The following is a 25,676-nucleotide window of genomic DNA, read 5'->3' as shown; positions in this document are numbered from 1 at the left end:
TAAAAAGATAAGGTTACAAATATTGCAAAAAAATAATACTTTATATGTAATTTATTTAAAATTTTTTATTTCATACCAAACTTACTTTTTTTTATTTAAATTTGATCCAATTATATCAATAATCTGTATATTTTTTTGATCTCCTATCTCTAACTGAGAAAGAACATTTATATCTTCAAAGTAAGGTCTTAAAAAATTTGATAAAAAACTTCTTAAAGAATGTTTTACTACTAATATAACATTTTTACTCATTATCTTTTTATCTAAAATAGAACGAGTCAAGTCTTTAATTAAATAATCAGCTAATCCGGGCTCAATGATATAACTATCAGGATGAATAGATTGCAGTAAAATATTTTCTAACTTTATATCTAAAACACGTATTTGTATATTTTTTTCATCTTTACATATTCTTTGAAGGATAGATTTTCTTAAAGATATTCGAATATAAGATGTTAATTCTTTAACATTATTTTGAACATTTACATTTTCTATTATTGTTTCGATAATTGTTATTATATCTCTAATTGGTACATTTTCAACTAATAAGTTTTTTAATATTTTATGAAAAGACGTTAAAGTAATAATATTAGGAATAAATTCTTCTACTAATTTTGGAGCTACTTTACTTACTCTATCTAAAAGTTTTTGTGCTTCTTGTCGACCAAATAACTCGTGCAAATTTTTTTTTATAATATAATTTAAATGTGTAGCTACTAAAGAAACTGGATCTATTATAGAATAACCTCTATTTTTTGCCTTTATTCGCAACGAATGATCTATCCAACATGCTGGCATTCCAAAAATAGGCTCTTTAACTATTTTTTCTGTTAAAATATCTTTTACATTTCCAGTATTAATAGCTAATAATTTGTCATAAAATGCATATTCTTTAACTATTTTTATTCCTTTTAAAAATATTTTATAACACGAATTAGGTAAATTATGATTATTTTGTATATGAACTATAGGTGGTAAAAATCCAATTTTTTGTGCAATTTTTTTTCTTATTCCTCTAATTTTAATTAATAAATTATTTCTTTTACTCTCATCTACTATGTAAATTAAACTACTTCCTAATTCTATTCCAATAGGATCCTCTAATCGTACATCATCCCAAGATACTTCTTTTAAATAAAAAGATTCTTTACTTTTTCTAAATTGTTCATAAAACGAAAAATGTGATTGATTAATATTAGTACTATACAAATAGTATGATAACAAAAAAAGAAAACCAGTAAAACATAGAAAAACTAAATTAGGCATACCTGGAACTAAGCCTAAAATACCGAGTACTAATCCACTTAATAAAATTACTTGTGGATTATTAAACAACTCACTTATCATTTGTTCTCCAACATTTTTTTTAGTAGTAACACGAGTAACTATTACTCCAGCAGCAGTAGAAATTACTAAAGCAGGAATTTGAGCTACTAATCCATCTCCAATAGTTAATAACGTATATACTTCTGCTGCTTCTTTCACAGATAAACCATGTTGAACAACTCCTACAACTAAACCTCCTATAATATTAATAATCATAATTAAAATTCCAGCTATGGCATCTCCTCGAACAAATTTACTAGCTCCATCCATTGATCCATAAAAATCTGCTTCACAAGCTACTTCAAGTCTTCTTTTCTTAGCTTCTGCTTCACCAATTAAACCTGCGTTTAAATCAGCATCTATTGCCATTTGTTTTCCTGGCATACCGTCTAAAGCAAACCTAGCCCCTACTTCTGCAACACGACCTGCTCCTTTTGTTATAACCATAAAATTAATTACAACTAATATAACAAATACTATCATTCCTATAGCAAAATTTCCTCCTACTAAAAAATGACCAAATGACTGTATAACATTTCCAGCTGATCCAGATCCAGTATGACCTTCCAGTAAAATAATTCTAGTAGAAGCTACATTTAAACCTAAACGTAATAACGTTGAAAACAGTAAAACTGTTGGAAAAGATGAAAAATTCAGAGTAGTTGTATTAAACATGCTTACTAATATTATTATAATTGACAAAACTATATTAAAAGTAAAGAACAGATCTAATATCCATGGAGGTAAAGGAAGCACCATCATTGATAAAATCATTAATAATAAAATCGGTCCAGATAATACATTCCAAGAAATAGAATTAGAATTTTTTAGTTTCTTAATACTATTTTTTAATTTAAAAAAATTAAACATAGGCTTAACTCTTTTTTTTTATAAAAATTTATATAATAAATGAACTTACAGGTTTTTCAGGATATACACCACCTTCTTTCTTCCATTTTTTTAATTTCCACACCCATGCTAATATTTCCGCTAATATCTTGTATAACATCCATGGAATACAGTCACCTACTTCAGAAGAAGTATATAAAGATCTAGCTAATTTTGCACATTCAAATATAGGTATTTTATTTTTTTTAGCTATATTTTTTATTTTAAAAGCTAATTTTCCTTTTCCTTTAGATAATACAATTGGAGCTTCCATAGTCATTTCATCATATTGTATAGCAATAGCATAATGTAATGGATTAGTAATGATTACATCCGATTTAGCAACATTAGATGCAACTTTATTGCGTATAGCTATTTTCATAGCTCTTCGAATTCTTGCTTTTATCTCTGGATTACCATTGATTTCTTTATATTCTTCTTTAACTTCTTCTTTAGACATCTTTATTTTTTCAAAAAAAAGAAATTTTTTCCAAAAAAAGTCTAATATAACTACTGGGAGAAAACTTAACATGCATAAAATTACACATCTTTCTATTAGAGTAAAAGAAAATATAAAAGCATTTATTGGATTATATGTTGATAAACATAAAAAACTTTGCGAATTTATATTGTTTAAAAATAAATATAACATTATAAAAAAAATAATAAAAAATACTTTTAATACTATTTTCAATAGTTCTATAAACGTATTAATAGAAAAAATATTTTTAAATCCTAAAAAAATATTTAAAATATTTAACTTAAATTTTATAGATCGAAACTTTATAATAGAATTACTAAAAATAATCGGAGAAATATAAGATATAAAAAAAACACATAAAAATAATGGTAAAATTATTTTTATTATTTTTTTATATAAAAAAATACTTGATGAAAATATATCAATTTCGTAATAAATAATATTATGATCAAAAATTAGATATTTATTAACTATATTTAATAAATTATTAATTATTTCAGTTCTAAAGAACCACAAAACAAAAAAATAAAAACTTAGTATTAACATCGAATTTAATTCATAAGAATAACTGTTATTTCCTTTTTCGAGCGCTTTTTTTACTCTATGTTCAGTAGCATGTTCAGTTCTATTTTCATTTCCATCATATGACAATGTATTAGCCTTATCTGTTTGTATAATATATTATATATATAATATATTTGTTATTAAACCTTTATATGTTATATATAGATAATTTATATACTAATTAAATTTTATGTAATTTTAATTAAAATTATAAATTTAATTATAATAAGTTTATTATCATTTAAATTAAATAATGCTAAATTTATTAATTTTTTTTACATTAATTAAATTAAAAAATATTTATAACATTAAATTCATTTTTAAATATTATCTATAATAGACTATAAAATATATATTATTTAACTAAACAACATTATATGTACCTATTACATAACATATATATGTTCTCTTAACAACTATTTTAGAATATTTCTAAATAAAAGAATCTATTATAATAAAAACTATTTTTTATAGAAATTATAAAAACTTCATTAAAAATACATAATTTACTATAAATCACTCACGTATCTGTAACATTACCTGAGAAAAAGATGAAAACAAGTAATTATTTACTCTATACTTTAAAAACAATATCTAATCAAACTGATACAATTAGTAACCAGTTAATGTTAAGAGCAGGAATTATTAGAAAAATTTCTTCAGGATTATATACTTGGTTACCAACTGGAATGAGAGTTATAAAAAAAATTCAAACAATAATTCAAAAAGAGCTTAATAAAACTAATGCTATAGAAATTAGCATGCCCATCTTACAACCAAGTAAAATATGGGAAAATAGCGGAAGAATAAAAACTTACGGAAAAGAACTATTAAAAATACACGATCGAAGAAATAAAATGTTTATATTAAGCCCTACTCATGAAGAATTAATAACATTATTGCTTAAAAAAGAAATAAATTCTTATAAACAACTACCTATTATTTTATATCAAACACAGACAAAATTTAGAGACGAAATTAGACCACGATTTGGAACTATACGAACACGTGAATTTTTGATGAAAGACGCTTATTCTTTTCATTTAAAATCAAGTTGTTTAGATAAAACCTATAAAATCATGTATAAAATATATTCTAAAATATTTAAATCAATGAATATTAATTTTAAAATAGTCGAGGCAAGTTCAAACAATATGGGAGGAAACATTTCTCATGAATTTCAAGCAATATCAAGTTCTGGAGAAGACAAAATTGTATTTTCTAATAATTCCAACTACGCTTCAAATATAGAAATCGCTGCAATAAAAAATAATTTAAATAATCTATTAGATATTGATGAAAATAATTATTTATTAAAAAATAAAATATTTTTTAAAAAATTAAATAGAATATGCATTCAAAAAATAAATCATTACTCTATTCCAAATCTAGTAAACACATTTATAGCTAAATATTATTCTGGTAAAAAATTATCTTTTATTGCTTTACTCATAAAAAAAAATCGACAATTAAATCTAACTAAAATCAAAAATTTAACCTTATTTTCTTCTCCTATAACATTAGCTACACAAAAAGAAATTTTTAAACTTACAGGGCAAAATGATCTAAATGTAATTGGACCTATTGGATTAACTATTCCTATAATTTCTGATATAGAAGTAGCAAAAATGAAAAATTTTTCTGTGAAAGCAAATGCTAAAAATTATTTTTTTACTGGAGTAAACTGGATTCGTGATTTAAAAAAACCATATATAGAGGATATAAGAAATATAGAAAAAGACGATAATAATCCTGATAATACAACAGAAAAAATAACCATTTCACCATCAATAGAAATAGCTCATATATTTAAAATTGGTTCAATTTATTCAAAAAAAATAAATTTTTCTATAAAAAATAAAGATAAAAAAGATGTTTTTTTAAAAATGGGATGTTATGGAATAGGAATAACTCGATTAATAGCAACTATTATAGAGCAACACCATGATAAGTACGGTATTATATGGCCAAATTCCATTGCACCTTTTCACGTTGCTTTAATACCTATTAATTTTCATAAATCTACTACTGTTAAAAAGACTAGTAATCATATGTATGATGAATTAAAAAAAAATAATATTGACACTATTCTCGATAATAGAAAAGAATATTTAGGAAAAATGTTTTCTGAAATAGAACTGATTGGTATTCCACATATACTTATACTAAAAAAAAATCATATTTTAAAAGGAAAAATCGAATATAAAAATAGAAGAGAAAAAAACAATATTCTCATTCCTATTAAAAATGTTATAGATTTTATAAAACAACAAATGGTTTAAATAATATTTGTTATATTTAAAAAAAAATTAAAATACATTAATATTAAGTATTAAATTTGTTTTATTACTATGTAAATCACTTAATATATATTTTTACATTTTAATTTTACATTATCTTTTCCTAAAATATATTTTAAATCATTAAATAATTCATCTATAGGAAATACGTTCCATTTTTTTCCTAAAGATAATTTAGTGAAACTTTTATCTTTAAAATAGTATATATACACTGGAACAATGCCTGTATTATACTTTTTTAAAATATTGTACAACTTATCTAATATCAAAGTACTTATATTTTTTTCATATATAATCAGCTTTATAAAATTAATATTTTTTTCTCTTAAATCTACTATAGACTTACAAGAAGTCGCTATAAATGTTTGTTTGTTAACATATAAGTCAAATTTCACAAATCCGTTAACATATATAACATGATTGTTCTTAATATATTTTTCATTATCTTTTAAAAACTTACTAAAAATTACTATTCCAATCCTACCATAATAATCATCTAAAACAAAAGTAATATACATTTTATTATTTCTATCTATTCTTTTATTTATAGATATAATTACTCCAAATAAAGATATTTCTTTATTTTTATTAAAAAAATTTTTACTCGTAGTAAAAGAAATATCTTTTACATATCTTTTTACTTCTTTGAAATATCGTCGTACTGGATGATTAGTAAGATAAAAACCTAAAGTTTCGTACTCATACATATATATATCTTTTTTCAAAACAAACGAAGGTTTATTCTTAATATAACTTTTATTTAATGCTTTTAACTCAGTTGAAAGTGAACCAAATAAACTTTTTTGTTTTAACATTTTATATTCTAAATATTTAACAGATGACCTAAAAACATAATTTAATTGCCTTAATAATTCTATTCTACATCTATTAAATGTATCTAAAACTCCTGACATGATTAACTTTTCTAAAATTTTTTTAGTAATTTTTTTATGATCTATCTTTATACATAAATCAAAAAAACTAGAAAATTGCTTATATTTTTTTCTTATTTTTACAATCGAATTTATAGCAATTTTTCCAACTCCTTTAATAGCACCCATTCCATAAACTATATGATTTTTGTCGTTAACATAGAAAAAATATTCGCTATATTTTATACTAGGAGGAACTATTCTAATATTCATTCTTTTTACTTCATTAACTAAAGTAATAATTCTTTCTGTATTATCTATCTCTGAACTCATAACTGATGACATAAAATATGTAGGATAATATGTTTTCAACCATAACGTTTGATACGAAATAAGAGCATACGCTGCAGAATGAGACTTATTAAAACCATAATCAGCAAAGTTTTCTAATAAACTAAATATTTTTTCTGCAAATGTCGTACTAATATTATTCTTTTTAGCTCCATTTAAAAAAATAGATCTCTGCTGTTTCATTTCTAACAATTTTTTTTTACTAATTACTCTTCTTAAGATATCAGCAGCTCCTAAAGTATAACCAGCTAATACTTGAACTATCTTCATGACTTGTTCTTGATATAAAATTATGCCATATGTCGACTGCAATATTGGACGTAATAAATCATGTTCTAATTTTTCTATTGGATAAGAAATTCTTTCTTTTCCGTTTTTTCTATTAATAAAATTATCTACCATTCCAGATTGTAACGGTCCTGGCCTAAATAAAGCTATTAAAGCTATTAAATCTTCGAACGAATCCGGTTTTAAACGCAAAATAAGATCTTTCATACCACTAGATTCTAACTGAAATATACCAATAGTATCCGATTGTTGTAATAAATTAAATACGTTTTTATCTTTTAAAGAGATTAACTTTATATCTATACATTTTTTACATAATATATTTCTCTTTTCATTTATAACCTTCACTGCATTATGAATAATAGTTAAAGTTTTTAATCCTAAAAAATCAAATTTAACTAAACCGATTTGTTCTAAATCATCTTTATCAAACTGAGTAATTAAATTTTTTCCAAATGCATCGCAATATAACGGAGAAAAGTTAAAAATTTTTTTTGGAGCTATAATCACCCCTCCAGCATGTTTTCCTACATGTTTTATTAATCCTTCTAACTTTTTAGCTATAAAAATAATATGACGAGCATCAGAATTAGTTTTACATAAATCACTTAATTCATTTGATATTTTCAATGCTGAATCTAAACATATTCCAGGATCTAATGGAATTAACTTAGAAATACTATTCATAAAACCATATGGATGTCCAAATGCTCTCCCAACATCTCTAACTACCGACTTAGCTGTCATAGTTCCAAAAGTTATTATTTGAGATACTAGTTCTTTTCCATAAATCTTTGATACATGATTAATTACTTCATCTCTTCTATCCATACAAAAATCAATATCAAAATCTGGCATAGAAACACGTTCTGGATTAAGAAATCTTTCAAATAATAAATTTAATTTTATAGGATCTAGTTCTGTAATTTTTAATGCATAAGCTACTAAAGAACCAGCACCTGATCCTCTACCAGGTCCAACTGGTATATTATTTTTTTTTGACCAATTTATAAATTCCATCACTACTAAAAAATATCCAGGGAAACCAATTTGATTAATAATCTTAAGTTCATTATTTAATCGATTGAAATATTTCTTACTCATACTTATTCTTTGTTCTTTATTTGGAAAAATAAATTTTAATCTTTCTTCTAATCCCTTCTTAGATTTTTTTATTAAAAACTTATCTTCAGAAATAACGTTGTCATAAAAGACAGGTAACAATTTTTTTTTGTACTGCAATAAGACATTACAACGTTTTGCGATTTCTATGCTATTCACTAAAACTTCTGGAGTATCTTTAAAAAGAAAACACATTTCATCTTGAGATCGAAAATATTGTTTCCTTGTATAATTATTTTTAAAATTTTTATCATAAATACTTATACCTTGATTAATAGATAATCTAACAGTATGCGCATAAAAATCTTCTTCTTTTAAAAAACGCACTTTATTAGTAGCTACTATTGGAATCCTATTTTGATAGGAAAAATCAGCAACTAAATCTAAATAATTTCTTTCATTTTCTTTTCCTATTCTAGATATTTCTATGTAACATGCTCTAGGAAAATATTTATGATAATATTCTAAATAATTCTTAGCTATTAAATAATTATTTTTTAATAAAGATTGAAATATATCTCCATTTTCAGAACTAGAAATTATTATTAATCCTTTTCTAAATTCAGTTAGCCATTTTCTAAAAATAAATACTACTGAAATATTTTTATTATTTTTTTTAAAATTATATGCTTTAGAAATTAAAATAAGAAGATTTTTATATCCTGTATAATTAGAAGCTAATAAAATTATATCAAAAAAAGTATCACCAAAATCACTAGAAATAATTTTGGTTTCTAATCCAATAATTGGTTTAATTCCATATTTCTGAGAAATTTTATAAAACTTTAAGATTCCAAATAAATTATTATAATCTGTTAAAGCTAAATAAGGCATTTTAAAATCATAAGCTTGTTTAACTAAAACTTCAAGCTTACATATTCCATCTACCATAGAATAATCACTATGAACACTTAAATGAGAAAACTTTTCTTCCAAACTTTAACTCCCTAAATAGTAAAACTATATTGAACCTATAAAATTTATTTGTTCGTTATAATAATTTTAACCTATAACTACGACGATGAAATTTAGTAAATCCATACTTTTTTAATGCACATATATGCTTATATGTACAATATCCTTTATGGTTTAAAAAACCATATTTTGGAAAAATTTTATCTAATACTACCATGCTATTATCACGTGATACTTTAGCTATAATAGAAGCAGCGCTTATTTCTTTAACAATATTATCTCCTTTAATAATTGAAATATTAGGAATAGATATATTTAAAGTTCTAATGCCATCTATAAATATAAAAGTAGGTTTAACTGTTAATCGATTAATTGCTCTTATCATAGATAATTCTATTGCTTTAGATACACTTAAAATATCTATTTCTTTACAAGAAACTTTACCTATACTCCATGAATAAGCGTTTTTAATTATTTTCTTATACAAAACCAATCTTTTTTTTGAAGATATTTTTTTTGAATCCTGAAGTCCTAATATAGGAAATTTTGGATCTAAAATAACAGCAGAACTAACTATATCTCCTGCTATTGCACCAACTCCTACTTCATCTATTCCAGCTGTACGCATATAACATGGAAAAATTCTTTTCATGAAAAAATATATTTCCTCAATAATAAAAATAATTAATTACTACACAGTTTCAATTCATAAGTTATAAACATGTTTTAATTAACAAATAATAAATTTATCTATTAAAAATATAACTTTTAAATTCTAAAATTAAAATGTGAACATAAAACAATTAAATTGTATTGATTTAATAAATACACTTTCTAATACACGAGATATAGAAATTACATACTATTTTATCTTTAACTGTTATGAAACCTTTAAATCTTGTTATATAATTCCGTGATTCATTTACAAAAACCTTAATTACTAATATATTATTTGCAAAAATAGGACATCTAAAATTTAATGTATTAACTTTATATAAATAATATATTTCATTTTTTTTTAATTTTCCGTTACTAATGAATTCTAGCAAACCACTTGATTGTGCTATTATTTCTAAAATTATAGAACCTGGGAAAACAGGTCTCTCTGGATAATGAATATTTAAAAAAAAACTGTTGTTAGCTATTTTTGTTAATGCATATAAATATTTATTATTTTGATATGCAATTACTTTATCAATAAGTAAAAATGGAAAACAATGAGGTAAAAAATCAGGTATATTAATCATATAAAATATAAATATCCTTTATTTTTATAAAACAATACAAAATTTATAAAAATAATTATTTTAAACTTTATTGTTATAAATAATTATATATAACTATTATTTTAATAAATGTATTTATAAATTACTATCTATCATAAATAATAAACAAACAATAACAATACTAATACTTTTACATTAAAATTTTTTATTCTTTTATCATTTTTTTTAAACTTATAGTTATATATACTAATATATTATTATTTTTATAAAAAAAATACTTACACATTTCTATTTCAAATATATATAAAACTAGATCCAAATAAAACATTTCATATATTTATATTTATTTAAAATAATATTATTTTTAATAAAATTTATATTCTTACTTATGATCTATTATTTTTAATTAATATTAATCATTTTTTGATTTTAAAAAAAAATATAAAAGATTATTTATATAAAATTCATATAAAAATAAATTATTATACAAACACTTATATGTATATAATTTTTAAAAAAAAATAAATATATACTCTTTTTTTTTATTTTAATAAAAATATGTTTTTTATAAATAAAAAATAAAATATTATTAAATTTATATGAAGAATATTTCTAATATTTGTCATCTAGTATTTTTTATAAAAATAAACAGTGCTATTTAACTATGTTCATAATACTTATATAAATTAAAAATTTTCATGTTTAAATATAAAAAATTATATTTAAAACAATTTTTTTAATCATATAGTTAGAATATTATTCTTTTTTTTTAGAGCTATAAATTCTATTTTTTTCATATAATTATCAGTTAAATCCTGAATAGCATTCTGAGTAATATATTCTTCATCATTACTAATTATTTTTTTTTTCTTACCATTCTTTAATTTTTCATTAGCTTCACGTCTTATGTTTCTAATACTAATTTTTGCTTTTTCTGCATCATGATTCAGTAATTTTATAAATTCTTTTCTTCTTTCTTCAGTTAAAATAGGTATAAATACTTTTATACTATCGCCTACTATTACAGGATTTAATCCCAAATTAGATTTCATTATATTTTTTTTTACTACAGAACGTATAGAAGAATCAAAAGTATTTATTTTCAACGTATGCGAATCCTCAACAACTATACTAGATATTTTTTTTAAAGGTACTATGTTATTATAATATTCTATATTTATAGAATCTAACAAAGAAGGTGTAGCTCTTCCAGTACTAATTTTTTTAATAGATTCTTTAAAAGAATCTATACACTTATCCATTTTAACATACACATCTTTTTTTAAATCATTCATAATATTACTCTCCATACTAATATTTATAAATATATATATATATATATGTACTTTTATACATATTCAATAATAAAAAATTTATTAAATAAATATTTTTTTAAAAACTATATTCCTAATAATTTTACAAATTAAAATTATTTTAAATAAAAATGTTTTTATATTATTTTTTTATACATCAGTATCCAATAAATGTTCCTTCTTGAACTCCAGTAACAATCTTATACAGTAATCCTGGAGTATTAATGTTAAAAACACAAATAGGAATTTTATAATCTCGCGCTAAAATAAATGCTGACAAATCCATTATCTTTAACTCTTTGTCTAATACTTCTTTATAACTTAATTTATGATACATTATCGCATTTAACTTTTTTTTTGGATCGGCTGAATATACACCATTCACATTTGTTCCTTTTAATACTATTTCTGATTTAGTTTCAATAGCTCTCAAACATGCAGCTGAATCTGTAGTAAAGCATGGATTACCCGTTCCTCCTCCAAAAATAATCACTATATTACTAGAAAGTAATTTTCTAGCTTTATCTAAATTAAAACTTGAACACATTCCTTTTATAGAAAATGAAGACATTAAATATGATTGAACTTTTTTTTGAAATAAAATGTCTCTGATAGCTAGTCCATTAATGATAGTTGCTAGCATTCCTATATGATCCGCTACAATATGATTTACTCCTATATTAGTTAGACTAGAACCTCTAAACAAGTTTCCACCTCCAATCACAATAGAAACTTGTATTCCTAATTGTACTATTTCTTTTATATCTTTTGCTATGCGGTATAAAAAAAACTGATTTATACCGGTTTTTTTTTCGTTTTGTAAAGATTCTCCACTTAATTTTATTAATACTCGATTATATACTTTTTTTTTATAAATACACATTTTCATTATTTTATATCCACTATAAAACTACTTAACACAAAATTAATACTAACTTTAAATAATTTATTTTTTGATAAAATGTAAACATTTTTATCTATTTAAAGGAACTTAAACTATTAGTTCCTCTAAACAGATATGTAAAATTAATTATCTTTTATACAATGATTAATTTTATTAAATATAATTTAATAATTATGTATTTAACGACCTAATTCAAACCGAATATAATTCTTTACCAAAAACTTATGTTCTAATAACACGTCTTTTACTTTTTTAGTATTATCTAACAAAAAATTTTGTTCCATCAAACAAATACTATTTACATATTTCTTCATTCTACCTTCTAGAATTTTTTTTATAACAAAATCTTTTTTATTTATTCTTTTCGATAAATTTAATTGTATTTCATACTCTCTATCCGTAATATGTTTAGGAATATTATCGGATGAAATATACTCTGGGTCATTTGCTGCAATATGCATAGCTAACTGATGTAAAATATCTGTTCTAACATTTTTTAAATCACTAGATACTAATACTCCAATTCTAGAATTATGCATATACGATCCTAAACTCTCTCCATTTAAAAATTTAATTCTACGAATAGAAATATTTTCTGAAAATTGATTAATAAAAAATAATCTTTTTTTTTCAAAAATGTTTTTTAATTCATCAATACCTTTTATTTTTTTTTCAATAGCTATTTTTGCTAACTCTGTACCTATCAAGTTAAATTCTGTACTACGAGAAGCAAAATCAGTTTCAGAATTTATTTCTAAAATAACTCCAAAATTATTTTTAATTTTTAAGAAAATAGAACCTTGCAAAGTTGTATTTCTTATTTTTTTTTTAGCATTTTTTATACCAGATGTTCTAAGATAATCAATAGCTAATTCTATATTTCCATTCGACTCTATCAAAGCTTTCTTACACTCTAGTATACCTACTCCTGTTCTCATTCTTAAACTCTTTACAAGAGAAGCTGAAACATTTTCCATATCGAAACTCTCTTTAATAAAAGAAATAATATTTAATATATTACATTGTATAATTTTAACTGTTTTAAATAATATATTTCTATGCAAGTTTAGTCAAACAAACTATTTAATATCTGCATATAAAAACACGTATGATATTAACCAATGCAATAATCAATAAAATATTAGATCATAAAATATATTACAGTTCTATTTATTCTTTTTAATAATTATTTTTTTATCACTACTCCTTCGAAGAACAGATACTACTGTGTTTAAATATAATTTAATAGCTCTAATAGCATCATCATTACCAGGAATGATAAAATCAACTCCTTCTGGATTAGAATTTGTATCAACTATAGAAAATACTGGTATACTAAGATTGTTAGCTTCTTTTATAGCAATATTTTCATATTCAGCATCTATAACAAAAATAGCATCAGGTAACCCTCCCATTTTTTTTATTCCACCTAAACTTTTTTCTAATTTATCTAATTCTCTTAATCTTAAAAGTCGTTCTTTTTTTGTTAATTTATCTAACGTACCGTCTTCTAATTGAATTTCTAAATCCTGTAAACGTTTTATTGACTGTCTTACAGTTTTCCAATTCGTTAACATTCCACCTAACCAACGATGGTTAACATAAAATTGCTTACAGTTTACAGCTGCTATTTTTATCTCTTTTCTTGCTGCTTTTTTAGTACCTATGAATAATATCTTTCCGTTTCTATAAAATATTTTTTTTAATTCACATAAAGCTATATTAAATAACGGTAATGATTTTTCTAAATTAATAATATGCACTTTATTGCGTGATCCAAAAATAAAAGGTTTCATTTTTGGATTCCAATAACGTGTTTGATGACCAAAATGCACTCCTGCTTTTAACATATCCTTCATTGAAATAATATGCATAACAACTCCAAATAATTTGCATTAATAATTTTATCAATTAACTACATATATTTTATTTTAATAATATTTTTTTCAAGTTCAACTTAATAAGTAAAATTTAATTGATATAATTTAATTTATCTATAATATACTGCTACAGTATATCATCTATTATTACAACTATTTTAGTTTATAATATTGTTACATATATATACTTACACACTAAAAAATTTTGATTTTTAATAAAAAGGTAAAATTAGACATTTCATAAAATTAAATATTTTTTATATAATTCCACTATATAGTATAATTTAGGTAAAGAATGACTAGCACTCTAATCAAAACAAGTCAAGAAATTAAAAAAATGAGAATCGCAGGGAAATTAACTTCAGAAGTATTAAATATGATTAAACCCTTTCTTATACCAGGAATCTCAACAGGTGAAATTGATCGTATTTGCCATAATTATATAATAAAACAACAAAAAGCTATTCCAGCTTGTTTAGGATATAATGGATTTCCGAATTCTATTTGCACATCCGTAAATGACGTAGTATGCCACGGTATTCCTAACTACAAAGAATACCTCAAAGAAGGAGATATCATTAATATTGATGTTGCAGTTATTAAAAATGGATATCATGGAGATGCCTCTAAAATGTTTGTTATAGGTAAAACCACAAAACAATTTAGAAAACTATGTAAAATTGCAAAAAATAGCTTATTTTTAGCTTTAAAAAAAATAAAACCTGGAGTTTATTCTTCTATCATTGGAAAAACAATACAAAAATATGTAGAAAGTAATAAATTTTCTGTAGTTCGTAACTATTGTGGACATGGAATCGGAAAAAAGTTTCATGAAAAACCTGAAATTTTACATTTTTATAATAAAAAAATCGCTGGTATTAAAATAAAAAAAAACATGACTTTTACAGTAGAACCTATGATTAATATTGGAAACCATAATGTTCAATGTATGCAGGATGGATGGACAGTAAAAACAAAAGATCATAGCTATTCTGCTCAATATGAGCATACCATTTTAGTTACAGAAAATGGATGCGAGATTCTTACTTTATAAATTATAATTTTACCTCCTACTTGTAAAAAATATTGATATACTATATATATTTAATATTCGCGTGCTTACTGTATAAAGTTTAATTCTATTTACAATAATTTATTATATTAAATATGATTAAAATCTATTTTTAGAATTCAATATTTTAAGTTCTAAAAAAATATATTTCTAATATAAAAATATTTGTTATATATATCTATATATAATTTATAATATTAAATTAAATAGTATTTAAAACCATTAATATTCATTATAGGAAATATTTATTCATGGAAAATTTAAAAAAAATAATTGATGAAGCTTATGAAAAAAAAGATACTTTAGACATTGATAATATCGACTCTTCTATTTCTGAATCTATCGATAAAACTATTAATTTACTAAACTCCGGAACATTACGAGCAGCAGAAAAAAAAAACAATTCATGGATAGTTAATGAATGGGTTAAAAAAGCGATTTTATTAGCATTTTTAATAAAAGAAAATTCTATATTTCATGCTCTTGAAACCTGTTACTACGATAAAATACCATTAAAATACAGTGATTACGACGAATCTCAATTTCAGAAAGATAATGTAAGAATTGTACCTTTATCTACTGTAAGAAACGGAGCATTTATAGGCAAAAATAGTGTTCTAATGCCAAGTTATGTGAACATAGGAGCATATATTGGAGAAAACTCTATGATAGATACCTGGTCAACTATAGGATCTTGCGCTCAAATAGGAAACAATGTTCATATTTCAGGAGGAGTAGGTATTGGCGGTGTTTTAGAACCTCTTCAAGCATCACCTACGATCATTGAAGATAACTGCTTTATTGGAGCTAGATCTGAAATAGTTGAAGGTGTTGTTGTCGAAGAAGGATCAGTAATATCTATGGGAGTTTATATCGGAAAAAGTACAAGAATTTATGATAGAGAAAACGACAAAATCTATTATGGACGGGTACCAAGCAAATCAGTAGTAGTACCTGGAAATTTACCTTCAAAAAATAAAAAATATGGATTATACTCTGCAATCATAGTAAAAAAGGTAGATAATAAAACACTAAGTAAAATAGAAATTAATAAATTACTCAGAAACATATATCAAGATTAATTATTAATATTTAATTTTTATATAAAATTTTTAAATCATTAGTTGTCCTGTTTTTTACAACTTTCATAAACACTAGGACAACTAATGTAAAATATATGTTACATAAGATTAACTACAGACTACATATACTGTTTTATTATTTCTTAAAACTTGAAAAAGAACCAATATATATTCTTGACTCAATTTTTTTTTCAAATCTTTTAAATTTATAATCGAACGTTTATTTACCGATAAAATTACATCATTTTTTCTAAATCCTTTTATATCTGAAAAAGAACCTTGCTTAATAGCACTTATTTTTACACTTTTATTATCTACTCCATTCATTTTATAATTAAAATTGCATAACTTAGATCCTAAAAAAAAATGATTTACACATTCAGGTAAAATGTTTTTTTTCTTTTTGTTTTCTTCTACTTTTACATTTATAAAAAATACTTTATTATGTCTTATCACCCCTAATCTTACTTTAGATCCACATTCTGCAATTAACATTTCTGAAACTAATTCAGAAAAATTAGTAATAGCTCTATTATTCAAAGAAACAATTACATCTCCAGCACGCAATCCTTCTTTTTTCGCAGAAGTATTATCTGCCACTTCAGTTATAAAAGCTCCATCAATTTTAAATGTTCCTATAGATTCAGCCATATTTTGATCTGAATCAACTCCAGAAACACCTAAATTCCCACGATGAACAGAACCATTTGAAATTAATTGTTGACTAATAATTTTTACTACATATCCTGGTATAGAAAAACCTATCCCTACATTAGCACCTACTGGACTAAAAATAGCAGAATTTACTCCTATTAATTCTCCCTTTAAATCAATTAATGCTCCTCCAGAATTTCCATTATTAATAGCTGCATCAGTTTGAATAAAGTTTTCATACTTATTTAAATCTAAACCACTCCTTCCAATATTTGATACTATTCCTGTTGTTACAGTATCAGGTAAACCATATGGATTACCTATAGCTATAGTACTATCTCCAACTTTTAACTCTTTACAGTCAGAAATTTTTATTTCTTTTAATTGTTTTGTTCCTCTAACTTTAATTACAGCTAAATCAGTATAAGCATCTGTTCCTACAACATCTGCTAAACAATAATAATTGTCATATGTTTTAATAATAATACAATCAGCATTTTCTACTACATGATTATTAGTAACAATATATCTATTGTTAGAATCAATAATTACACCTGATGCAAGTGCTTTAAACTTTTTCTTAACTTCATAAATATTTTCATTTTTTTTAGTAAGAAAATGATTATTAAAAAATGCGATTTGTTTTGTACGTTTATTTTTTTTATTTTCAGAAATATTATCTTGATCTTCAATTTTTTGATTTTCTACAGTAATCATTCCATCAACATAAATACTAACAATCGAAGGAATAGTTTTTTGTATTACTGAAGAAAAACTATTTTGAAGTACCATAGAAGATGTTTTAGCATAAGAATTTGCTAATAAAGAAATACAAAAAAAACAAAAAAAGTATAAAAAAAATAATGCTTTTAATAAAAAACCATATAAAAAACGTATTGTTTTCATATATCTACTCAAAATAATTTAATTTTATTTGAAATAACTCATTTTTTATAATATAAAATATATACACATATATTCTTCGTTATATATATGCTTGTTTATAATCATTATATATATTGCTTTTAACAACGTTCTTATTACTATTCAATTACTACTTTTATTATAAATAAAAAAATTTATAACAAACATCCAACTAACTAATCAAATAAATTTAAAATAAACATAAAACTAGTATAACTAGAATTACATACTATTTTTAAAATAAATAAATTAATATATTTATTTATAAAAAAAAAACCATATAGACATTAATCATTTATTTATATATATATATATTTCTATAATTATACTAGTTACTAAAAATTTAAAACATTATATATATATGTACATACATGTATAAATATTTGTATATGTAAGTTAAAAATAATTATAATATTTTCCTGTAAAAACCCCTTCTAAAACGCGTTCGTATATAATTTATGTATAATATTTTACTTGTTTATTAAAAATAATAATGCAATTTTATGTATGTAAAATATATAATTTTTTACTTCAAAAAACATATACTAATACTTTCTTAATAAGAATTAAATTCACATACATTTTTTAATATTTGTTAAATAACTAATTCCATATGTTTTAATTAAATTTTATTTAAAATTATTTATTAAACTTATAATATAAAAACTATCTATTTAATTATCTTACTTTAAAGATATATCTTAAAAAAAGATTTCTACTATTAAATTAATTCTTTAAATATTAGTATTAAAATACTTAAAAAATATATATAACATGTTAAAACATAACTATCTTCTATAAAATATGATATGTTTAATATTATAAACTTAAATTTTATTAAGTATACTTAACCCCAATTAAATTAATTCTTGTAAAATATTTAACTATAAATATTTAAAGCAAAAATTTTACTATTAGGAAAATAAATGAAATTATTATCTGGTGCTGAAATAGTTATTCAATCTCTAATAGATCAAAAAGTAGAATATATTTTTGGTTATCCTGGAGGAGCTGTTTTAGACATTTATGATGCTTTAAAAACTAGTAAAACAAAAATAAATCATATTTTAGTAAGACACGAACAGGGAGCCACCCATATGGCAGATGGTTACTCTAGATCTACTGGAAAAACAGGAGTAGTTTTAGTGACATCAGGTCCTGGAGCAACCAACGCTATTACTGGAATAGCTACTGCTTTTATGGATTCAATACCTATGGTTATTATTTCCGGACAAGTAGCTTTACACCTCATAGGATACGATGCCTTTCAAGAATGCGATATGATTGGAATATCCCGGCCTATAGTAAAACATAGTTTTCTAGTTCAATCTGTCGAAAATATAGCGGTAACAATAAAAAAAGCATTCTGGATTGCTTCTACAGGAAGACCCGGCCCCGTTGTAATAGACCTACCTAAAAACATACTAAATCCAAAAAATAAAATACCATATTATTGGCCAAAAACTATAAAATTTAAATCATACAATCCTAAAATTAATATAAATAAAAAACAAATAAAAATTGCTTTAGAATTATTAATACAAGCTAAAAAACCTGTTATTTACATAGGAGGAGGCATTATAACTTCTAATAGTCATCAAGAAATCAGAAATATAGCTGAAAAACTTAACATTCCTGTAACTACTTCACTTATGGGCTTAGGAGGATTTCCAGGAACCCATGAACAACACATTGGAATGCTAGGTATGCACGGAACATATGAAGCTAATATGACAATGCATTATGCAGACGTAATTTTTGCCGTTGGAGTTCGATTTGATGATAGAACTACAAATGATGTTGTAAAATATTGTCCAAATGCAAAAATTATACATATTGATATTGATGCAACTTCTATTTCAAAAATTATAAAAGCTCAATTACCAATTTTAGGTAATGCAAAAGATGTTTTAAAAGAAATAAACTCTTTACTAAAAAATCAAAAAATCAAAAAAGATAAAAAATCACTCACTATATGGTGGAAAAAAATAAAAGAATGGAGAGACAAAAAAAGTTTACAATATGAAAAGAACGAAAAAAAAATAAAACCTCAATTAGCTATACAAACTATTTGGAAGTTAACAAAAGGAAAAGCTTTTGTTACCTCAGATGTAGGTCAACATCAAATGTTTACAGCTTTATATTACTTATTTGAAAAACCTCGACGTTGGATTAATTCCGGAGGTTTAGGTACTATGGGATTTGGACTTCCAGCAGCTTTAGGTGTAAAATTAGCTTTTCCAAAAGAAACTGTTATTTGCATTACAGGAGACGGTAGTATTCAAATGAATATTCAAGAATTATCTACTGCTATGCAATACAATATACCTATACTAATTATGAATTTAAACAATAGATGTTTAGGTATGGTAAAACAATGGCAAGACATGCTATACTCTGGACGACATTCTCACTCTTACATGGAATCTCTACCAGACTTTATAAAACTATCAGAATCTTACGGACATGTAGGAATTAGAATAAATTCTCCATTAGAACTATCTAAGAAATTAATGTTAGCTCTTAAAAATTTATCTAAAAACAAACTAGTCTTTGTAGACATCATAATTGATAGCTCCGAACATGTATATCCTATGCAAATAAAAGGGGGAGCTATGAACGAAATGATTTTAAGGAAAAATCTATCTGAAAAATGAAACGAACTTTATCTTTAATCTTAGAAAACGAACCAGGTTCTCTCTCTCGTGTAGTAGGACTATTTTCTCAAAGAGGCTACAATATAGATAGTATTAACGTATCAACAACAAACGATATTACTCTATCTAATGTTTTTATTCAAACTAGAGGAGATGAAAATACTATAAAACAAATTCAAAAACAATTAAAAAAACTAATTAATATAATAAGCGTAATAGAAATATCAGAAAATGCTCATATATCACGTCAAATATCATTAATAAAAGTAAAAATTATTGATTCTAGAAACGAAGAAATTAAAAAAAACTGTAAAATTTTTAAAGCAGAAATAATTTATGTTTCTCATTCATACTATATTATACAAATAACTGGAACACCTGAAAAAATAAAATCTTTTATTTCAAAAATAGAAATTATCAGTAAAATTCTAGAAATATGCACATCTGGAATTATTGGAATAAATAATAAATAGATATTGTTATATTTTATAAATAAATTTAAAATACTAAATAAATACATAAATATAAAACGATAATAATGATTATCTATGTCTTATAAAGATACTCTACTTTTTTACCATTTTTTTAAATTAAAAATTTTATTTTTACAAACAATTTAATTACTTTAATGATTTTCTACTTTATAAAAAAATATGTACAACTATCATTTTAAAACACTACACACGACAGTATTCCTAAATGAAGCTATTGAATCACTTAAAATAAAAAAAAAAGGAATTTACATCGATAGCACATTTGGATATGGAGGTCATTCTTCTTTAATACTCAAAAATTTAAGTTCTGAGGGGAAGCTTTTTGCTATAGATACAGATCCTGATTCTATTTCCTACTCTAAAAAAATTACAGATTCAAGATTTAAAATAGAAAACAATGTATTTTCAAATATTTTTAACTTTTCAAAAAAAAATAATATTTTAAAAAAAACAAATGGAATACTATTTGATTTAGGCGTATCTACTCCTCAAATTACTTCTTCTAAACGAGGATTTTCATTTATGAAAGATGGTCCTCTCGATATGCGAATGAATCCAAAAAAAGGAATTTCGGCATCACAATGGTTATTAACATCTAAACAAGAAAAAATAGAAAAAGTACTACGGGAATATGGAGAAGAACGTTACGCAAAAAAAATATCTTATGCAATAAAAAAACAAAATTCCATACAACCTATTGTAACTACGAAACAACTAGCTGATTTGATTACTAAAATAATACCTAAAAAAATAAGAAAATTTAAACATCCAGCTACTAGAAGTTTTCAAGCTATTCGAATAAAAATAAATAAAGAAATAGAAGAAATAAAAATCGCATTACAACAATCATTAAAAATTTTAGCTCCAAAAGGTCGCATTGTTGTAATCAGTTTCCATTCTTTAGAAGACAGAATTGTAAAAAAATTTTTTAACAAATATAGTAAAAAAAATTTCATTCCAAAAGGTATTCCTATTACAGAAAAAGAAATTTTTTTATCTAATTCAATAAAATTAAAATTAATTTCAAAAAAAATGCCTAATAAACACCAAATTATTTTAAATCCAAGATCTAGAAGTGCTGTTATTAGAACAGCTGAATTGATTTAACAAAGAGATACTTATATATCTATAAAATACTACGTATGCATATATAAAATTCATACTATAAGCTATAGTTATTTAACATACCAAATAATACAGATAAAATTCATTTTTAATTTTAAATTAATAATATTAAAAATATTTCTATATGTATAAATAACACAATCTAGCAATAATTATTTGCTATACATAAATAATTAATTAAAAATAATAATTAAAAAAAAAAACTAAAATACCATATCTACGTTTAAATTACATTTTTTATATTGTAAAATCAACAAACTTTATTTATTATAAATTTTACTATGTAAAAAAATAAATGTTAAATTTTTATAAATATTTACTAAAAATTACAACTATTTATAATTTCTAACTATATAAATTTTTATTTTGTTGCTTAAATTATTAAATATAAATTACATTTTCTTTAAAAATTAGATTATTTTTAAATACTAAAGTTAATATATCTTATTATTTTTAATAATAAACAAACTTTTATATATTAAAAAAAAAATTTTAAGGAACATCGTATAATAAATTATATCTACAATTACATTTAATATGTTTAATACATATTAAATTAAATATTATGTAACCTGATTTAATCAAATTAAATTTAATAAAATTAAAAGAATTTATAAATTTATTATATAAAAAATAATTAATTTTAATAAAGATTAAATTATTTTTTTAAATTAAAAATTAATGACATATATATTCTATATATACTCTAGAATAGTTAAAATAAACATCTCATTATTTATTCTATTTAGAAAATATAAAAATAATAAAATTTTTTATATATTATTTTTCTATTCTACTAATATTGTTATATAAATAAATTTTTATAAATAAAATTCATTCATATCCTGAATAAAACTAATTAAATTGTTAATTTAATATATTATTCAACAATAAAAATAGTGAAAAAAAATGTATACTTTTTCTATAAAATCATATGAATCTCTATTTAGATGGTTTATTATTCTAATAAACTTAATTTTATATACTATATTATTTTCTATTCCAAATACGATAAAGAAAGAAAACATACTGTCTCAATCAGTATTGTTAATACATAATAATTTTTTTTATTTAATAATACTATCCATAATAACTTATACCATAGTATATCTTCCTCTTTCTTTTTGGAAAAAAAACAACACAATTATACTTCAAATAATTTTTATAACACTCTTTTTAATAATTTCTCTGAAAAATTTTCAATATACATTACAAATAATTAATAAATATAATAATTTATTTTTTCAAATACCAGAATTAATAAAATTATTTTTTCTTATCTATATTTCTAGTTATTGTTCTAGAAAACTAACAAAAAAAAAAATGTTTGGAATATACTCAAACTGATAATTATATTAATGATATTATGTAGTTTTTTTATTTTTGAAAAAGATGTAAACAATGCTTTTATTCTTTTTATTACAACCATATATTTAATATGCTTAACTAATAAAAGAAAAAAAATGTTTTTTTTAGCTATACTTCCTTCAACATTAATATTATTTTTAAATCACAAGTTTATAAAAAAATACTACATAAAAACCATATTTTTAACTATAAAAGTATTATTCATAACAATTGCATCTAATATGCAAATTATTGAATTTATATTAAACTATAAATATAAAAATCTAACATATAACACAATTAATAATTTTACTAATAAATATTACTTTCTAAAAAATACTAATCTATACTCTACTTTCATTATAATCTCCAAAAAATTGAGCTTTTTTTATTTTTTTTATTTAATTTTTATTATTATTTTTATGATTACATACATAACAAAAATTGGAGAAAAATCTCTTAAAAAAAATAATAACTTCTCTGGATTTTTTTCATTATCTTGTTCTATTTGGTTTTTAACTCAAACAATAATTAATATGTTCAATACTACCCAACAAAATATAATACCAATACCAACACTTCCATTTTTAATTTATGGCAAAGCTAACTTTATTACTATTTGGATAGCAATATTAATTATCATAAAAATTGATTTTGAAACAAAAAAAAATATACGTCAAGCTTTTTATAAATTTTAATTAAACTATGCTACTAATAATATATAAACTATATAAATAATCATTAACATTATCTATTAGATAAATTATTTTAATTTAATGCAAAAAAATAATCCTTAATCTAAATAAAAACTAAATTTAATAAAACTGCTATCAATATATATATACATATAACATGTACAAAATATAAAAATAATTCTTATTAATAAACTTATACACATTTATATATATATTCACTAATAAAAATCAATTGTTAAAAAAATTACTATAATTAACAAAATGCACATGAAAAGTACATATTAAACCATAAATTTTTTATTTTCTATTTTAGATACTTGTAGTTCTACTACAAATGAAAATACTATTCAATAAATATTCAACTTTAATAAAATTAAAACTTAATATATGTACATCTGTAAAACTATTTATCATATTATTAATAAAACAAACATATATATAACAGAACTATTAGTTAAAATTATTTTTGATTAAAAATTAAACATAATATAAATACTATTTGTATTTAATTAATACATAGGCGCTTTTTACTTTTAAAAAAAAAATTTAATATACTAATTATTATAAAATGTACATTTCTAGATCTATTAAAATTTTAAAAATACCAATGTTCATACTTAAATACATTATATATATATATACATACAATATTTATGTAAATAAAAGCATTATAATTTAAAATTTTTAAAAGTTGTTAAATATTTATTAAAAATTAATACAATCTTAATTATTATAAAAAAAACACTATCTAACCATTTTACTGAAATATATTTAATATATAATTTATTATTTTAATAAATCTATTCTTGTTTATTTTAGAATATGTATAAAAATTTAGAGTTCAAAATTTGTTCTATAAATTTTTTTTCATTAATACACTGTTAATTCCAATTGTAAAAAATTTAGTATTTTTTTAAAAATAAAATAGTAATACTAATGTCTAAAATAATATTTATTATCAATATTTAAAATTAAAAATTATAAATATTAAAAAAATCTATCTATTCCTATGTTTTAAAAACAAATAACTATTAATGAAAAATATCTCAATTCAATCACAAGTAAATTGATTCTTATAAAAAAAATCTATGTACATATCTTGACAAAAAATTTATGTATATACATACATATAAATATATTAAAATCAATAAAATACACATGTATTTAATTAAAAATTTAATATAAATTTTTTAATA

At 22.0% G+C, this 25,676-nt stretch carries 16 protein-coding genes and 1 pseudogene; 7 read left to right on the top strand and 10 right to left on the bottom strand.

Features of this window, described 5'->3' with window-relative positions:
- Nucleotides 1-81: 81 nt before the first annotated feature.
- Entirely contained in the window at nt 82-2,196 is a 2,115-nt protein-coding gene (gene flhA, locus D9V65_RS00945) for a flagellar biosynthesis protein FlhA (protein WP_158341724.1), read from the bottom strand.
- Between the two features lie 28 nt (nt 2,197-2,224).
- The gene (locus tag D9V65_RS00940) at nt 2,225-3,346 is read right to left on the bottom strand and encodes an EscU/YscU/HrcU family type III secretion system export apparatus switch protein (protein ID WP_187305767.1); all 1,122 of its coding nucleotides are present in this window, start codon (nt 3,344-3,346) and stop codon (nt 2,225-2,227) included.
- A gap of 464 nt (nt 3,347-3,810) precedes the next feature.
- Between D9V65_RS00940 and D9V65_RS00935 the strand changes: the two genes are divergently transcribed.
- Nucleotides 3,811-5,541 carry a proline--tRNA ligase gene (locus D9V65_RS00935; protein WP_158341722.1) on the top strand — a complete coding sequence of 577 codons (1,731 nt, stop codon included), beginning with the start codon at nt 3,811-3,813 and terminating at the stop codon, nt 5,539-5,541.
- An 80-nt stretch (nt 5,542-5,621) separates the two neighbouring features.
- Here D9V65_RS00935 and dnaE read toward each other — a convergent pair whose 3' ends face one another.
- From dnaE to rpsB, 7 genes are all read right to left on the bottom strand, one after another.
- Nucleotides 5,622-9,128 (bottom strand): DNA polymerase III subunit alpha, encoded by a 3,507-nt coding sequence (gene dnaE, locus D9V65_RS00930; RefSeq protein WP_158341721.1) that lies wholly within the window; start codon nt 9,126-9,128, stop codon nt 5,622-5,624.
- 55 nt (nt 9,129-9,183) lie between these two features.
- The gene (locus tag D9V65_RS00925) at nt 9,184-9,759 is read right to left on the bottom strand and encodes a ribonuclease HII (protein WP_158341720.1); all 576 of its coding nucleotides are present in this window, start codon (nt 9,757-9,759) and stop codon (nt 9,184-9,186) included.
- 166 nt (nt 9,760-9,925) lie between these two features.
- Nucleotides 9,926-10,354 carry a 3-hydroxyacyl-ACP dehydratase FabZ family protein gene (locus D9V65_RS00920; RefSeq protein ID WP_158341719.1) on the bottom strand — a complete coding sequence of 143 codons (429 nt, stop codon included), beginning with the start codon at nt 10,352-10,354 and terminating at the stop codon, nt 9,926-9,928.
- Between the two features lie 719 nt (nt 10,355-11,073).
- Nucleotides 11,074-11,628, bottom strand: a complete 555-nt coding sequence (gene frr, locus D9V65_RS00915) for a ribosome recycling factor (protein ID WP_410049985.1) — start codon at nt 11,626-11,628, stop codon at nt 11,074-11,076.
- 175 nt (nt 11,629-11,803) lie between these two features.
- Nucleotides 11,804-12,529, bottom strand: a complete 726-nt coding sequence (gene pyrH, locus D9V65_RS00910; protein ID WP_158342161.1) for a UMP kinase — start codon at nt 12,527-12,529, stop codon at nt 11,804-11,806.
- Between the two features lie 200 nt (nt 12,530-12,729).
- Nucleotides 12,730-13,527 (bottom strand): translation elongation factor Ts, encoded by a 798-nt coding sequence (gene tsf / locus D9V65_RS00905; RefSeq protein WP_158341718.1) that lies wholly within the window; start codon nt 13,525-13,527, stop codon nt 12,730-12,732.
- Between the two features lie 189 nt (nt 13,528-13,716).
- Nucleotides 13,717-14,424, bottom strand: a complete 708-nt coding sequence (rpsB, locus tag D9V65_RS00900; RefSeq protein ID WP_158341717.1) for a 30S ribosomal protein S2 — start codon at nt 14,422-14,424, stop codon at nt 13,717-13,719.
- A gap of 301 nt (nt 14,425-14,725) precedes the next feature.
- Here rpsB and map point away from each other — a divergent pair, with 301 nt between their 5' ends.
- Nucleotides 14,726-15,484, top strand: coding sequence for a type I methionyl aminopeptidase (gene map, locus D9V65_RS00895; protein ID WP_158341716.1), 759 nt, complete (start codon nt 14,726-14,728; stop codon nt 15,482-15,484).
- Nucleotides 15,485-15,753: 269 nt separating this feature from the next.
- Nucleotides 15,754-16,584, top strand: a complete 831-nt coding sequence (dapD, locus tag D9V65_RS00890) for a 2,3,4,5-tetrahydropyridine-2,6-dicarboxylate N-succinyltransferase (RefSeq protein ID WP_158341715.1) — start codon at nt 15,754-15,756, stop codon at nt 16,582-16,584.
- 108 nt (nt 16,585-16,692) lie between these two features.
- Here dapD and D9V65_RS00885 read toward each other — a convergent pair whose 3' ends face one another.
- A complete protein-coding gene (locus tag D9V65_RS00885; protein ID WP_158341714.1) occupies nt 16,693-18,144 on the bottom strand; it encodes a trypsin-like peptidase domain-containing protein in 1,452 nt (483 codons plus the stop codon).
- Between the two features lie 944 nt (nt 18,145-19,088).
- Between D9V65_RS00885 and ilvB the strand changes: the two genes are divergently transcribed.
- From ilvB to D9V65_RS00865, 4 genes and pseudogenes are all read left to right on the top strand, one after another.
- Nucleotides 19,089-20,819 (top strand): biosynthetic-type acetolactate synthase large subunit, encoded by a 1,731-nt coding sequence (ilvB, locus tag D9V65_RS00880; protein WP_158341713.1) that lies wholly within the window; start codon nt 19,089-19,091, stop codon nt 20,817-20,819.
- Nucleotides 20,816-21,292: an acetolactate synthase small subunit gene (gene ilvN, locus D9V65_RS00875; protein ID WP_158341712.1), complete on the top strand. Its 477-nt coding sequence runs from the start codon at nt 20,816-20,818 to the stop codon at nt 21,290-21,292. The genes ilvB and ilvN overlap by 4 nt, the downstream gene beginning before the upstream one ends.
- A 180-nt stretch (nt 21,293-21,472) precedes the next feature.
- Entirely contained in the window at nt 21,473-22,420 is a 948-nt protein-coding gene (gene rsmH / locus D9V65_RS00870; RefSeq protein ID WP_158341711.1) for a 16S rRNA (cytosine(1402)-N(4))-methyltransferase RsmH, read from the top strand.
- Between the two features lie 1,340 nt (nt 22,421-23,760).
- Nucleotides 23,761-24,483: pseudogene (locus tag D9V65_RS00865) on the top strand (FtsW/RodA/SpoVE family cell cycle protein); the annotation flags it as partial.
- Between the last annotated feature and the right edge of the window lie 1,193 nt (nt 24,484-25,676).

It is taken from the genome of Buchnera aphidicola (Anoecia oenotherae), from assembly GCF_005080765.1.
In the GTDB taxonomy this organism is placed as follows: Bacteria; Pseudomonadota; Gammaproteobacteria; order Enterobacterales; family Enterobacteriaceae; genus Buchnera_E; species Buchnera_E aphidicola_AB.
This window is presented reverse-complemented; position numbering and strand designations above follow the sequence as displayed.

Coding starts and splice junctions, on each gene's coding strand:
- flhA (WP_158341724.1), bottom strand. CDS start 2,196: ATGTTTAATTTTTTTAAATTAAAAAATAGTATTAAGAAACTAAAAAAT.
- D9V65_RS00935 (WP_158341722.1), top strand. CDS start 3,811: ATGAAAACAAGTAATTATTTACTCTATACTTTAAAAACAATATCTAAT.
- D9V65_RS00925 (WP_158341720.1), bottom strand. CDS start 9,759: ATGAAAAGAATTTTTCCATGTTATATGCGTACAGCTGGAATAGATGAA.
- D9V65_RS00920 (WP_158341719.1), bottom strand. CDS start 10,354: ATGATTAATATACCTGATTTTTTACCTCATTGTTTTCCATTTTTACTT.
- frr (WP_410049985.1), bottom strand. CDS start 11,628: ATGAATGATTTAAAAAAAGATGTGTATGTTAAAATGGATAAGTGTATA.
- pyrH (WP_158342161.1), bottom strand. CDS start 12,529: ATGTGTATTTATAAAAAAAAAGTATATAATCGAGTATTAATAAAATTA.
- tsf (WP_158341718.1), bottom strand. CDS start 13,527: ATGGAAAATGTTTCAGCTTCTCTTGTAAAGAGTTTAAGAATGAGAACA.
- rpsB (WP_158341717.1), bottom strand. CDS start 14,424: ATGCATATTATTTCAATGAAGGATATGTTAAAAGCAGGAGTGCATTTT.
- map (WP_158341716.1), top strand. CDS start 14,726: ATGACTAGCACTCTAATCAAAACAAGTCAAGAAATTAAAAAAATGAGA.
- dapD (WP_158341715.1), top strand. CDS start 15,754: ATGGAAAATTTAAAAAAAATAATTGATGAAGCTTATGAAAAAAAAGAT.
- D9V65_RS00885 (WP_158341714.1), bottom strand. CDS start 18,144: ATGAAAACAATACGTTTTTTATATGGTTTTTTATTAAAAGCATTATTT.
- ilvB (WP_158341713.1), top strand. CDS start 19,089: ATGAAATTATTATCTGGTGCTGAAATAGTTATTCAATCTCTAATAGAT.
- ilvN (WP_158341712.1), top strand. CDS start 20,816: ATGAAACGAACTTTATCTTTAATCTTAGAAAACGAACCAGGTTCTCTC.
- rsmH (WP_158341711.1), top strand. CDS start 21,473: ATGTACAACTATCATTTTAAAACACTACACACGACAGTATTCCTAAAT.